Annotated in this window: 12 protein-coding genes and 1 riboswitch; of the genes, 9 read left to right on the top strand and 3 right to left on the bottom strand. The window is 68.9% G+C overall.

Going from position 1 to position 13,173, the window contains the following annotated elements; all coding sequences use genetic code 11:
* Positions 1–401: 401 nt before the first annotated feature.
* Together GT354_RS07900 and GT354_RS07895 are read right to left on the bottom strand one after the other, a co-directional pair.
* Positions 402–623 (bottom strand): DUF397 domain-containing protein, encoded by a 222-nt coding sequence (locus GT354_RS07900; protein ID WP_161355538.1) that lies wholly within the window; start codon positions 621–623, stop codon positions 402–404.
* Positions 620–1,492 (bottom strand): helix-turn-helix transcriptional regulator, encoded by an 873-nt coding sequence (locus GT354_RS07895; protein WP_161355537.1) that lies wholly within the window; start codon positions 1,490–1,492, stop codon positions 620–622. Before GT354_RS07895 ends, GT354_RS07900 begins: the two co-directional genes overlap by 4 nt.
* A gap of 200 nt (positions 1,493–1,692) precedes the next feature.
* Here GT354_RS07895 and GT354_RS07890 point away from each other — a divergent pair, with 200 nt between their 5' ends.
* The 9 genes from GT354_RS07890 (at position 1,693) to glnA (ending at position 12,180) form a co-directional block, all read left to right on the top strand.
* Entirely contained in the window at positions 1,693–2,145 is a 453-nt protein-coding gene (locus GT354_RS07890; RefSeq protein WP_161355536.1) for an ATP-binding protein, read from the top strand.
* A gap of 244 nt (positions 2,146–2,389) precedes the next feature.
* A complete protein-coding gene (locus GT354_RS07885; RefSeq protein ID WP_161355535.1) occupies positions 2,390–3,664 on the top strand; it encodes a UDP-N-acetylglucosamine 1-carboxyvinyltransferase in 1,275 nt (424 codons plus the stop codon).
* Positions 3,661–4,893, top strand: a complete 1,233-nt coding sequence (locus GT354_RS07880; protein WP_161355534.1) for a bifunctional metallophosphatase/5'-nucleotidase — start codon at positions 3,661–3,663, stop codon at positions 4,891–4,893. Before GT354_RS07885 ends, GT354_RS07880 begins: the two co-directional genes overlap by 4 nt.
* Positions 4,890–5,429 (top strand): dCTP deaminase, encoded by a 540-nt coding sequence (gene dcd / locus GT354_RS07875; protein WP_161355533.1) that lies wholly within the window; start codon positions 4,890–4,892, stop codon positions 5,427–5,429. Before GT354_RS07880 ends, dcd begins: the two co-directional genes overlap by 4 nt.
* Complete coding sequence (locus GT354_RS53620) at positions 5,426–5,962, top strand: deoxycytidine triphosphate deaminase (RefSeq protein WP_161355532.1); 537 nt, start codon at positions 5,426–5,428, stop codon at positions 5,960–5,962. Before dcd ends, GT354_RS53620 begins: the two co-directional genes overlap by 4 nt.
* Entirely contained in the window at positions 5,959–7,068 is a 1,110-nt protein-coding gene (locus GT354_RS07865) for a glycosyltransferase family 4 protein (RefSeq protein WP_161355531.1), read from the top strand. The genes GT354_RS53620 and GT354_RS07865 overlap by 4 nt, the downstream gene beginning before the upstream one ends.
* A 78-nt stretch (positions 7,069–7,146) precedes the next feature.
* On the top strand, positions 7,147–8,187 hold the full coding sequence (locus tag GT354_RS07860) for a serine hydrolase domain-containing protein (RefSeq protein ID WP_161355530.1): 1,041 nt from the start codon (positions 7,147–7,149) through the stop codon (positions 8,185–8,187).
* A gap of 663 nt (positions 8,188–8,850) precedes the next feature.
* Positions 8,851–9,031, top strand: a riboswitch (cyclic di-AMP (ydaO/yuaA leader).
* Between the two features lie 9 nt (positions 9,032–9,040).
* Positions 9,041–10,168 carry a C40 family peptidase gene (locus tag GT354_RS56405; RefSeq protein ID WP_161355529.1) on the top strand — a complete coding sequence of 376 codons (1,128 nt, stop codon included), beginning with the start codon at positions 9,041–9,043 and terminating at the stop codon, positions 10,166–10,168.
* 650 nt (positions 10,169–10,818) lie between these two features.
* Complete coding sequence (gene glnA / locus GT354_RS07850; protein WP_161355528.1) at positions 10,819–12,180, top strand: type I glutamate--ammonia ligase; 1,362 nt, start codon at positions 10,819–10,821, stop codon at positions 12,178–12,180.
* Between the two features lie 104 nt (positions 12,181–12,284).
* Here glnA and GT354_RS07845 read toward each other — a convergent pair whose 3' ends face one another.
* Positions 12,285–12,911, bottom strand: coding sequence for a TetR/AcrR family transcriptional regulator (locus GT354_RS07845; protein ID WP_272923774.1), 627 nt, complete (start codon positions 12,909–12,911; stop codon positions 12,285–12,287).
* Between the last annotated feature and the right edge of the window lie 262 nt (positions 12,912–13,173).

The following is a 13,173-nucleotide window of genomic DNA, read 5'->3' as shown; positions in this document are numbered from 1 at the left end:
GTACCGCCGCCCTGCGGACCCACCCTCCGGAACACATCCGAGGGCACCGGGAGGAAACTCCCCGAAGGACGAGGCCGTCGACCGCTGCTCCCGGAGCGTGGTCGACGGCCTTCCTCGTGTGCTGGAGCATTCGCGCGCATCTACCTCTGCCGACGAGCGGAACGCGACGCTGGTGGGACCTCCCGGCTTGTGACGCTTCGCAACTCGACAGCGTTTGCACGCAGCTCGGCACGGACGACGACGTCGGTGCAAGCCGCGCTTCGGCATGCCACCTGTGCAAATCCTCTGCACAAGGGTGAGTTTCGCGCACAGGGGGTCGAACGGCGGCCGGCCCAATCCGCTTGGGGGGCGGCCGCCGCCACGTGTTCACGAGGGCCCGATCCGGCGGATCGGGACCCTGCCTACAACTCCCCGGCAAGGAAACCGGCGCGGGCCGCTGCCCATTCGGCGGCGGTGAAACGCAGATCACCCCGGCCCGGGTTCTTCGAATCGCGCACCGCCTTCCCTCCACCGGGCAGGTCGGTGACCTCGAAACACTCGCCCTCGCCGGCACTGGCCGACGACTTGCGCCACGTCGCGGCCGTCAGATCGTGCGCGTACAGGTCCGTCTTGCGATCGTTCACGTGCGTTTTCCCTCTTCCATTCGGGCGATCATTGCCAGCGAATCATCGGTCGACAGAGCCGCCGCGACGATCCGTTCGAAGGCATCGGCGAAGATCCTCACCCCGTCCACCTCCTCCACGTACGACGATCCCAGCAAGTTCTCCACCTGGACGACCCCAGGGGGCAGACCGGGAAAGCCGATCAGGTTGAAACCGCCGGCGCCGCCGGGATGCGGTGTGGCGTCCAGCGGCATGACCTGGATCGTCACGTTCGGCATCTCGGCGGCATCCAGCAACCGCCGGAGCTGCTCGCGCATCGTGGCCGGACGTACGGCGAACCGCTGATACAGCACCGCCTCGTGGATGACTGCCCACAACTCCAACGGCGGCCGATTCGTGCGGCTCAACACCGCCTGACGACCCTGCCTCACCTCTGCGAGCGCCACGACCTCCTCGGGCGTGCGGGTCGTCGCGTTCGCGGCGATCGTCTCGCGTGCGTACGAGGCACCCTGCAACAAACCCGGAATCACCGTGGGGTAGTAACCACGAATACGGTCCGCGTCGAACTCCAGCGAGATGTAGTCCGCATACCTCGGCGCCAGGACACCACCGTAGGTCTGCCACCACCCTTTTTTGCCCGCGTCCCTGGCCAGGTTCTCCAACGCGGTGAACACGTCCGGATCACCCACGCCGTACGTCGTAAGGAGCCTGGCGACGTCCGCGGGACGGATCGACTGGGTGGCGTTCTCGATCTTGGACATCTTCGGGCCCTTCCAACCCATCCCCTCGGCCGCCTCGTCGAGCGTGAATCCGGCCTTGTTTCGCAGTCGCTTCAGCGTCGCGCCCAGACGACGGCGACGCACCGTGGGCACCAACGGAGAGTTAGGCATGTGCGCAGTCTCGCACCTCCGAATGAGCGATCAACCCTTACGGGGGAAAGTCACATGCCTTCAGGTAGAAACCTTGCGCCCAAGCTAGGAAATCAGTCATTCTCAAGCGATGGCGCTACCAGCGGTTGATCGTTCGCTGCATGGCGTTACTTGAATCAGTACCGCGCGGATCCCGTGCGGCGGGCGGGAGGCTTGTGTCCATGGCGGGAACGGAAGCGGCGGTAGCGGTTCCGGGTTTCTTTCTCATCGAGCGCCTTGGCGGGTTCACCGTCCACATATGCGCTTGCCAGGAGCACCTGTCGCAGGTGCGAGAGCTGATCGACAAGACGTTGTGCGCTGCCGGGGTCGATGTCCAAGTCACCGGCGACGCCCAGGTGGTGGTATCCGAGTTGGTCGGCAACGCGGCGCGTGCCTGCGGCGATCGGGCACCGTTGGTGGTGGAAGCGTCCGCCGATGCGGATGGGGTGTGGGTGATGGTTCACGACCCGATGCCCGAACGCCTTCCCGTCCGCGCGGTGACCGCCTTGGACGACCCTGACGCCGAGACCGGTCGCGGCATCCGAATCCTGGACGCGCTCGCCCCCGGCTGGAACGTGGTGCCTACCCCGATCGGCAAGCAGATCCGCTGCCGGCTGGCGGGTGCCGACACATGATCACCGAGCCGCATGGTCGTCGACCGCGTGAACCCCACGCCCGCCTACCTGGGCGCGGGGAGCGGTCGGCCACCGTCCCCACGCATGTCGCAACCTCAGGGCGGTGCCCCGAGCGGTCCGCCCGTCGGCGAATGACCGGGCCGCCCTCTCGAACACAGCACCAGCGACCCTCATCCGTGTCCGTGCACCGCTTCGGAGGTCCCTCGTGCCCCTCGCCCCAACTCCCTCGCCCCACTTGCTCGCCGTGACCGTCAGCCCCAGGTCGCCGCTGACCGGGGCGGTCCGCGTGGACGGTTCCAAGAACGCCGCCCTGCCGTTGTTGGCCGCCGCGGCGGCCCTGGGCCGCACGGTGCACGTGCACGGCATTCCCGCGAGCGCGGACGTACAGCTGATGCTCGCCCTGATCCAACGCAGTGGGTACCGGGTGGCCCAACCCGTGGTGGAGCCCGGTTCCGTCCTGATCGTGCCGCGTCCCGGCAGGATCGCGGTCCCCGTGTTGGCGGAGGCCACCAAGATCCGGGCCTCGTACTACCTGGTGCCCGCGCTCCTGGCCACCTGCGGCACGGCGAACCTGCCCTGGCCGGGAGGCTGTTCGATCGGCGACCGGGGCATGGACATGCACTTCCGGGTGTACGAGGCGTTCGGCGACACGATCGCCACCGACGAGGACGGCTACCGGGTCACGGCCGCCGGCACCGGCCCGCACAAGGTCGCGATCGGCCTGCCGTTCCGCTCGCGCGGCGCGAGCGTGGCCGCGATCCTGCGCGCGGTGATCGGCCGCCACCGGCTCCTGCTGGCCAACCCGAACCTCTCGCCGGAGGTCGTCGGACTCCTGACGGCCCTGGGCGACGCCGGATGGGTCGTGCGGATCGAGGACGACACCGTCGCCGTCGAACCCGGTTCGACACGCGTGACCACGGTGTCCTGGGAGGTGCCGGGCGACAAGATCGAGGCCGGCACCCTCGCGTGCGCCGTCGCCGCCACCGGCGGCTCCGCGCGCGTCGAAGGCGTGCGCGGGGCGGACGTCGCCCCTGTGGTCGACGCCCTCAACCTGCTGGGCATCGCGGCCACCGCCGAAGACCACGCGCTGGTCGTGCACGGCGACGCCAGACTCACCCACCACCCCCTGCGGGTACTGGCCACACTCGACCCCGGTGGCCTGGACGCCGATTTCGAACCACCGCTGATGGCACTGGCCCTGGGCATGCCCGGCACCCATCTGTTCGCCGACGACATCAACCCAGGCCGGCACGGCAACCTGCTGCCCCAACTCGCCCGCCTGGGCGCCGAGATCCAGGAGATCTCCTCCACCCGGTGCCGGCTGACAGGCCCGCAACGGCTGTCCGGCGCCGCCGTCCACGCCACCGACATCCGCACCGGCGCGGCCCTGCTGATCGCCGCCCTGACCGCGCGCGGCGCCACGACCGTGACCGGCCTGGACCAGCTCCGCCGCGGACACGCGGACCTGCCGGCCAAGCTCCGCGCGCTCGGCGCCGATGTCACGGAGGTCACCCGATGACCGCCGCCCGAACATTGACGCGGATCGTGGCGACCACCGACGTCCACTCCGGCCTCGATCACGCCCACGGCCTCATGGCCCACCTGCACGCCGCACGCACCTCGTCGCTGGTGGTCGACTGCGGGGACTTCTTCGAGGGCACGGGCTACTACCGCCTCGGCAACGGCACAGTGGAACGCGAGATCCTGCTGCGGCTGTACGACGTGCTCGCCCCCGGAAACCACGGCTGGCTCCACCACTTCGAACCCGGCCTACGCGAGCGGACCGTGTGCGCGAACGTCGTCGACGACGCCTGCGACGAGCCGCTGTTCCGGCCCCTGCATCGGACGAGCGTCGGCGGGCGACGGGTGGCGGTCACCGCCGTGATCGGCCCGCAGGCGTTCGCGGCCATACCCCTCACCGAACGGGCCGGTCACCGGGTCACCGACCCGGTGACCGTGCTGCGGCGGCTGATGCTCGAACACCACCACACCGTCGACGACTGGATCCTGCTCTCGCACACCGGCTTCGAGGACGACCTCGACCTCGCGCGGCAATGCCCGTTCCTGGACGTGGTCTTCGCCGGGCACTGCCACAGCCGGCACTACGCGCCCGAACGGGTGGGCACCACGCTGGTGGTCAAGGGAGCCGAACTCGGCCTCGGGTACGCCCTCGCCGAACCCAATGACACGACCGGCTGGACGGCGCGAAGCCACCACTTCCCCGACGACGCCGGCGTCCCCGACGACCTGGTGCCACTCGCAGACGAGATCGGGCGCCTGCGGGCGCGACTCGCCGTCCCTCTGGGCCGGGTCGCGCCGCACTGGCGGGGCGCCGCTCGCGACCCGCAAGCCCTCCTGAGCGCGACCGCCACCCGACTGCACCGCGAACACGGCGTCGCTGTGATCCTCAACGAGACCGCGCTGCGGCCCACCGCGCTGGGCCGGGTGCTGCGGTTGGCGGACGTGCTCGGCGTCGAACCCTTCGGCAACCGCCTCACCCGGGTCCACCTCACCGACGCCCTCGCGCGGGACGTCCCCGGCCTCCTGGCCCACCTCGCCCTGCGCGGCGGACCACTGGTCATCGCCTCCCACACGCTGCCCGCGGCGGTGCCTGTCGTGCTGACCACCGACTACCTCGCCCAGACCCTCGACGCCACCCGCCCCCACGAGATCGGACCGCTGCTCGGCGACGTCGTGCGCGACGTCCTCACCGACCCCGGCGAGCGCGACGAAGGAGAACCACAGTGATCCTCACCGGTCCCGAGATCACCGCCGCCGCCCACGACGGACGCCTGCGGATCGATCCATTCGAACCCGAGCAGGTCAACCCCAACAGCTACAACATCCGCCTCGGCCCGACCCTGATGACCTACACCGAGCCGGTCATCGACGCTCACCGGCCCAACCTCACCGCCACGATCGACATCGCCGCCGACGGCCTGGTCCTGCAACCCGGCGAGCTGTACCTGGGCCACACCCACGAACAGGTCGGCTCCGATACATACGTACCCCTGCTGTTCGGCCGCTCCTCCGTCGGCAGACTCGGCCTGTTCGTCGAGATCACCGCGCCCATCGGCGACATCGGCTTCCACGGCCAGTGGACCCTGATGCTCTCCCCGATCCGACCCCTGCGCGTGTACGCGGGCATGAAGATCGGCCAGATCATGTTCTTCGTCGCCACCGGACCCGTCACCCTCTACGACGGCAAATACCAGGCCGCGTGCGGGCCCCAGCCCTCCGGCTATTGGCGCGATCCCGCCACCGACAAGGCGGTGGCCTTGTGATCCTCACCGGCCCCGCCATCGCCGCAGCCGTCGCCGCCGGCGAAATCACCATCGACCCCTACGACCCGAACAGGCTCTCCCCGAACGCCTATGACTGGCGCCTGGGCGACACTCTGCGGATCTGCGACGGCGACCTCGACGCCGCCACCCGCACCGCCTTCGCCGAGACCACCATCCCCACCAGCGGCTACGTCCTTCGACCCGGCGTGCTGTACCTGGGCCTGACCCGGGAACACACCGGATCCGAGAAGTACGCCCAGCTCCTCAACGGTGACCGCACCACCGGCGCCCTGGGGATCTGGGTCCACATCTCCGCCCCGCTCGGCCACGTCGGACACGCCATCCGCTGGACGCTGGAGATCCGTGCCGCCAAACCCGTACGCGTCCACGCCGGCATGACCTTCGGCAAAGTCGCCTTCCTCCACACCTTCGGCACCTCCATCAGCTACCAGGCGTGCGGCCTCAAATACGCCGGAACCGACGGCATCGACATCTCTCGTCTCTACGAGGAAAACCCCGGAGGCCAGTCGTGAAAGTGGCCACGAGCCCGTTCGTCGCCACCGCCCTCGACCTTGTCGCGGGTAGCCCCGGCGGCAGCGTCGAACTCTTCCTCGACCTCTACACCGGCCCCAACCCCCGCATCCCGGCCAACGCGTTCATGCTCGCCCCGGACGGCGCCCCGCCCCGCACACGCGCCGGACTGAACCTGCTGTCGGTCGCCGGCAAGTGCTTGTCCGGAGCACCCTTCAGCCACTACGTCACCGCGCTGCAACGCGCCCTCGCACTCGCGATCGACACCTCCCGCATCGACGTCCTGCACCTGCAACACCTCACCTTCGGCGCCACCCCCGCCCTGACGCGCGCCCTCCCCAGACACCCGCGCATCGCCCTCGTCCACGGCACCGACCTCCTGTACGCCCGAGCACACCGCACCCAACTGCGCGTCCTGCGCGAAACCGTCCGCGCCGCACACGCCGTCGTCGTCCCCACCGGCGCCATGGCCGACCACCTGCGCGAACTCGCCCCCACCATGGAAGACCGCAAGATCGCCCACATCCCCTGGGGCATCCCCGACCGACTCCTCGCCGCCCCGCCGCCCCGACCCACCCACGGACCCACCGAACACCTGCGACTGCTCTACGCCGGCCGACTCAGCGCCGAGAAAGGCGTCGAACCCCTCGTCCGTGCGCTTGCCATCGCCCGAGGCGTCCAATTGAGCGTGGCCGCGCCACGAACCCAGTACCAACGGCTGACCCCGACCCTGCGGCACGTCGGCGTCAACGTCCGCTACCTCGGCTGGCTCCGCCGCCCGCAACTGTGGAAGGCGTTCGCCGAACACGACGCCCTCCTCGTGCCCTCCACCACCCTCGAAGCCATGGGCCTGGTCGCCCTCGAAGCCCAAGCCTGTGGACTGCCCGTCCTCTACCAACCCGTGCCAGGCCTGCGAGAAACCCTCACGGACACCGCCCTGGCCACCAACCTGGGCGACGCCGCCGGCCTCGTCCGCGAACTCGATCGCCTGCGGACCGACACCACACTGCTACCCGCCCTGCGTGCCGCCGGACTGCGCAACGCGGCCCGCTACCCGCTCAGCACCACCGCCGCCGCACTGTCCGACCTCGGCAACCGGATCGGCTGAACCACCCGCGCCGCACCCGAGACCACACCCTTGGTCACTAACCTGACGAGCGGGGCACGCGCGACGAACAGGGAGACCATGACAGACAGCGTCCGCATCGAACGACTCGTGCACGACGGCGTCCGCGACCGGGTCTACCCCGGCGCCGTGTGGGCCATCGGCGACGCGGACGGCGCTCGGGCCCACGGGACGGCCGGCCTCCTCGACCCCGCCGAACCGGACACCGCGATGCGGCCGGACACCCTCTTCGACATCGCCAGCCTCACCAAGGTCATCGCGGTGTGGGCCACCATCGGTGCCCTGTGGGAGGACGACCGCCTCCCGCTCGACGAACCACTCGGGACCCTGTGGCCGGAGGTGACCGGCCACGACCTAGGCACCGTCACGACCCGCCATCTGCTGACCCACACCGCCGGCGTCCCCCTGCGGGCGAATCTGCGGAACCTGTACGGCACCGACCCCGCCACCATCCGCAAGGGCGTCCTGCACGAAGCACTCCACCGGCCGCCCGGCCAAGCCGTCGAGTACACCGACCGCGCCGCCCTCATCCTGGGCTACCTCGCCGAACACCTCACCGGCCAACCCCTGGACCGCGCCTCCGAGCAACACGTCTGGCAGCCGCTCGGCATGAACGACACCCGCTTCGGGCCGCTCCCGCCCGACGCCGCCGCGCAGTGCGCGCCCACCGAGACCGACCAGGACACCGGCACCCACCTCAAGGGCGTCGCACACGACTTCTCCGCCCGCCTGCTCGGCGGCGTCTGCGGGATCGCCGGAACGTTCTCGACCCTCGACGACCTCACCCGATTCCTGCGGTACATGCTCGAACCCACCACGGCCCCCGCACCGGCCGGGTTCGGCCCCGCGTGGACCGAGGAGTCCCTCACAGTTCACACCGGCCCCTTGGAGCCTGCACGCGGCCTCTTCTGGCACCCCGCCCCCGGCACCGACCCAGCGGAACGCACCTACGTGCACTACGGCTTCACCGGAACCGGCATGTGGATCTCTCCCAAACAGGGCACCTGGGCCGTACTCCTGACCAACAAGCTCTACTACACCCGCGACCGCGAGCCGCTGACCAACCTGCGCAACATGTTCCGCGCGATCACCTTCGGCTGACCACGGAACGAACCGGACCGCGACGATCGGGGCGAGTGTGGCGAAGCTCTTCGCCCAGACCGACCACTGAGGACGCCAAAGCTCCCGGGCCAGTGGCTCCCCCCTTCCCTCCCCGGAGGGCACGGAGAGGGCACATCAGGCCAAGAAACACCGCGAAACAGCGCGTAGCGTCGCGATGCATTCACGCAGGCCAGGCCATATCGGAGCGTTTCCGCAGGTCAACGGATCTTCCGGAATCACTTCTTCGACTTCTAAGTCGAGGTACCGCCGCCCTGCGGACCCACCCTCCGGAACACCGCAGAGGGCACCGGGAGGAGACTCCCCGAAGGACGAGGCCGTCGACCGCTGCTCCCGGAGCGTGGTCGACGGCCTTCCTTTCGTGCAGCGGGCTGGCCGGGGCACGTGGGGGCATTCGGTGGTCGTTTTCCGGTTCGGTGTCACGCCCAGTGAGCTCGGGGGGTCGAGATGCCGGCATATCGGTTGATTGGCTCAAGGTGGGCCTTGCGGGAAAAAGACTCTTTTTTATGAAACGCTCTGAATCAAAACGGGGATTTTGGTAAAGTCTTGCTAAAATCTTAGGCCATTGGTGATGACCGTGATACGCCTGTGACTATTGTTTTGGGTCAGGCGATCGGCTCAGCGTCGACCATCCCGGTCTGCACGATCGCCTCCGCCGAATTCGGGGATGCGTAGCGGTGACGGTGGGTAACCATGGTCGGTGCGACGAGAAGCCGGAACCGGGGACCCTCGCAGTCCCTGGGGTGAATCGGTGCTTCGGCATCGTAGGGCGCCTTCTTCCGCCCGAACCCGTCAGCTAACCCGGTAGGCGGCCGAGGAAGGAGACCCGCCACCAGTGGCGTCCCAACGTCGATCCGGGCAGCACCGCAAGCCCAAGCCGCGCACCGTCGTGCGTACCGCGGCGACCGTAGTCACGGCCGCCGCGACGATGACCGGCGTGATCGCCTTCTCCGGCGCCGCGTACGCCGATCCGGCTCCCTCGATCCAGACGGTCAAGGAGCAGGTCAACAAACTGCACAGCGATGTCATCAAGGCCACCGAGGTGGCCAACGGCGTCGAGGAGCAGTTGGGGAAGCAGCAGGGCACGGCCAACCAGACCCAGGCCCGGATCGCCGACGAACAGGCCGCGCTGAACACCTTGCGCGACCAGATCGGCCTCCTCGCGGCCAATGCGTACCGCAGCGGCGGACTCCCCCCCGAGCTTTCCCTGGCGTTGAGCGGTGACCCCGAGGGTTACCTGCAGAAGGCCCAGATGATCTCGCAGCTCGACGACCGGCAGGCGGCCAAGCTCCGCCAGGTCGCGGCGCAGGCACGGGTTCTCCAGCAGGACCGCACCGAGGCCTCCTCGCAGCTCGCCCAGCTGGAGAAGCTGCGCACCGAGCTGAACAAGAACAAGGCCGAGATCCAGACCAAGCTCGCCGAGGCCCAGCGTCTGCTGAACACGCTCACCAAGAAGCAACAGGACGAGATCCTCGCTTCGAGCGAACACGTGGACACGCCCGCGGACAAGGCCACGGAACCGCCCGCGCGTGGCGAGACCGACCGCAGTTCGCGATCCAAGACGGACACTCCGCCGGTGACGCCGGAGGCCCCGGCGAAGGACGTCCCCGCATCCGGCCGGGCCGCGGCCGCGATCGCGTTCGCGAAGGCCCAGATCGGCAAGCCGTACGCGCCCCGGGGCACCGGCCCCGGCTCCTACGACTGCTCGGGGCTGACCCAGGCTTCGTGGAAGGCCGCCAACGTCAACCTGAGCCGCACCACGTGGACCCAGGTCAACGACGGGCCGCGCATCTCCAAGAGCGCGCTCCAGCCGGGCGACCTGGTGTTCTTCTTCGCGGACAACTCGCACGTGGGCATCTACATCGGCGGCGGCCAGATCGTCCACGCCCCGCGACCGGGCAAGAACGTGACCATCGCCCCGGTCGACTCGATGTCGTTCTACGCAGCCGTACGACCCGGCTAGGCCGGCGAGATCACGCGCGGAAACCTCGACGGCGCCTTCCCCCGGGTTCATTTCCGGGAGAGGGCGCCGTCGTCGTCGCCGTCCGCAGTCCACCGGAAAAGCAAGGCCGTTGACCAGTGCCGACACCGCAGTCGACAGCCTTCTTGCGTTCGCGCGTGGTGGCGACCACGAATGCTCAGACGGAAACTGTAAACCTGGGATCTGTCCAGCGGAAGGTGATGCGCATTCGGGGCACCCGAACCAATGCGCCCGACCATTAATGTCAGAGTGACGAACAGTGGTCCGAGCGCCTGCGGCGCGCCCGGGACCGCTCGGGAGGACCGGCGACCGTCCGCCCGGAAAACCGCAGGACAACGGTGGCCGAACGGCGTCCGCCACGACCAACCCGGCGCTCCGACTTCGGGCGCGCGGGAGATACCCTTGGCACAGTTCACCTCCGAGGCTCCGGCGGCTCGTTTCACGGCTCGCCCGCCGATCGACGCCGCGCGATGAACGCGTCTTGGCACGCGACGACGGCAATACGCACGCGAGAGATGGGTGTACCGCAAAGGGCACGTAATGTGCTCGAAACCCTGTGGCGGGATACTCGTGTGCCCCGCAGTGCCCTGCCGATCGCTCACAGGCCGTCCGACCTGCAAGGATAGGGAATTATGGATAAGCAGCAGGAGTTCGTGCTTCGTACTTTGGAGGAGCGCGACATCCGGTTCGTTCGGCTCTGGTTCACCGATGTGCTCGGCTTCCTGAAGTCGGTCGCGGTGGCTCCCGCCGAGTTGGAGCAGGCATTCGCCGAGGGCATCGGATTCGACGGCTCGGCGATCGAGGGCTTCGCCCGGGTGCACGAATCCGACATGCTCGCGAAGCCGGATCCGGCGACGTTCCAGATACTGCCGTGGCGGGCCGAGGCGCCGGGCACCGCGCGCATGTTCTGCGACATCCTGATGCCCGACGGTTCGCCGTCCTTCGCGGACCCGCGCTACGTCCTCAAGCGCACCCTGGAGCGCGCGTCGGAGAAGGGCTTCACCTTCTACACGCACCCCGAGATCGAGTTCTTCCTGTTCAAGGAGAAGCCGGTCGACGGGACGCCGCCGACGCCGGTGGACCACAGCGGCTACTTCGACCACACGCCGCAGCCGGTCGGCCAGGACTTTCGCCGTCAGGCCATCACGATGCTCGAAAGCATGGGCATCTCGGTCGAGTTCAGTCACCACGAGGGCGCGCCCGGGCAGCAGGAGATCGACCTGCGCTACGCGGACGCGCTCAGCACGGCCGACAACATCATGACGTTCCGGCTCGTGGTCAAGGAGGTCGCGCTGGAGCAGGGCGTGCACGCGTCCTTCATGCCCAAGCCGTTCTCCGAGCACCCCGGTTCGGGCATGCACACGCACCTGTCGCTGTTCGAGGGCGACCGCAACGCGTTCTACGAGGCCGGCGCCGAGTATCAGCTCTCCAAGGTCGGCCGCTCCTTCATCGCGGGCCTGCTCAAGCACGCCGGCGAGATGGCCGCGATCACGAACCAGTGGGTCAACTCGTACAAGCGGCTGTGGGGCGCTTCGGCGCGGACCGCGGGCATGGGCGGCGAGGCGCCCTCGTACATCTGCTGGGGCCACAACAACCGCTCGGCCCTGGTGCGCGTGCCGATGTACAAGCCCACCAAGGGGCAGTCCACCCGGATCGAGGTGCGCCAGATCGACGCGGCGTGCAACCCCTACCTGGCCTACGCCGTGCTGCTCGGCGCGGGGCTCAAGGGCGTCGAGGAGGGCTACGAACTGCCCGCCGGCGCCGAGGACGACGTGTGGGCGCTGACCGACTCCGAGCGCCGTGCGCTGGGTATCGCGCCGCTGCCGCAAAACCTCGCCGAGGCGATCGCGCTGATGGAGCGCAGCGAACTGCTGCCGGAGATCCTCGGCGAGCACGTCTTCGAGTTCTTCCTGCGCAACAAGCGCCACGAGTGGGAGGAATACCGCCAGCAGGTCACGCCCTTCGAGCTGAAGCGCTACCTGCCGGTGCTGTGAGTCGGAGGAATTCGAGCATCACGACGACGCGTTCGGCCCACTCCCCGCGGGGAGTGGGCCGAACGCGTCGTCGGCACGTGTCGCCCGGACACCGTTCACACCGTTCACACCAGGGGTGGCGCGAGCAACTCCACGATGTAGCGCACGTACGCGTCCTTCTCCTCGCCCTGCGGCAGCAGTTGCGGGGCGCCTCGGCGGATGAGCGCGATGCCGACCGTCATGGTCAGCGCGGTCAGCGTGTGCCGGTACGCCTCGTCGGCGGACAGGCCCAGTTCCTGCGAGAGCCGTGCGCCGAACTCCAGGCGCCGGCGGGTGACCTGCTCCAGGATCGGCCCCACCACGGGGTGTTGGGCGTGTACCAGGAGCGTGGTGGTGATGTCGGCGCCGCTGGGCGCGCTGAAGGCGAACTCGGTGAGCCGGCGCCCGCGTTCGACCGGATCCTCGATCCGTTCGGCGGCGGCCAACATCTCCTCCGACTCGGCCATCCACCGCTCCAAGGCCGCCTGGATCAGCGAGTCGCGATCCTTGAAGTGCCAGTAGAAGCTGCCCTTGGTGGTGCCCAGGCGCTCCGCGAGCGGTTCCACGGCGACCGCGCCGAGGCCGCCCTCGCGCATCGCTTCCAGGGCTGCCCGGGCCCAGTCCTCTCGGCTGAGGGTACGGCGCCCGGGTCGAGCGGGCCGTTCCGGTTCGTCGTCTGATTGAACCCTCTCCGAGGGAACACCGTTGCGCATGGCACCTACGCTAACGTAGGGTGACGTCCCGTACGGTGGCGTATGGCAGGTCGTTGCTACGGAGGCCCCTTCGAGCCGTGGGACGGACGGCTCGCAGGGCGGATCTGCCACTCACCATCGACAAGGGCGCGCCGCACACAGTTCGTCGCGGTCGGGGGGCTCGGCGAACCTCGTGCGGCGCGTCCACCTTCGCAGGTGAGATCTTGATCCATCCGGTGATCGGCTTCGATCGATCGGCCGTTTGAGCGGATACGCTCGCCGG

The organism is Streptomyces sp. SID3343 (assembly GCF_009865215.1).
Taxonomy (GTDB): Bacteria; Actinomycetota; Actinomycetes; order Streptomycetales; family Streptomycetaceae; genus Embleya.
This window is presented reverse-complemented; position numbering and strand designations above follow the sequence as displayed.

What these genes read in the sequence shown, in the direction of transcription:
- GT354_RS07890 (WP_161355536.1), top strand. Translation starts at nt 1,693, where the DNA reads ATGGCGGGAACGGAAGCGGCGGTAGCGGTTCCGGGTTTCTTTCTCATC.
- GT354_RS07880 (WP_161355534.1), top strand. Translation starts at nt 3,661, where the DNA reads ATGACCGCCGCCCGAACATTGACGCGGATCGTGGCGACCACCGACGTC.
- GT354_RS07845 (WP_272923774.1), bottom strand. Translation starts at nt 12,911, where the DNA reads ATGCGCAACGGTGTTCCCTCGGAGAGGGTTCAATCAGACGACGAACCG.
- GT354_RS07895 (WP_161355537.1), bottom strand. Translation starts at nt 1,492, where the DNA reads ATGCCTAACTCTCCGTTGGTGCCCACGGTGCGTCGCCGTCGTCTGGGC.
- glnA (WP_161355528.1), top strand. Translation starts at nt 10,819, where the DNA reads ATGGATAAGCAGCAGGAGTTCGTGCTTCGTACTTTGGAGGAGCGCGAC.
- GT354_RS07860 (WP_161355530.1), top strand. Translation starts at nt 7,147, where the DNA reads ATGACAGACAGCGTCCGCATCGAACGACTCGTGCACGACGGCGTCCGC.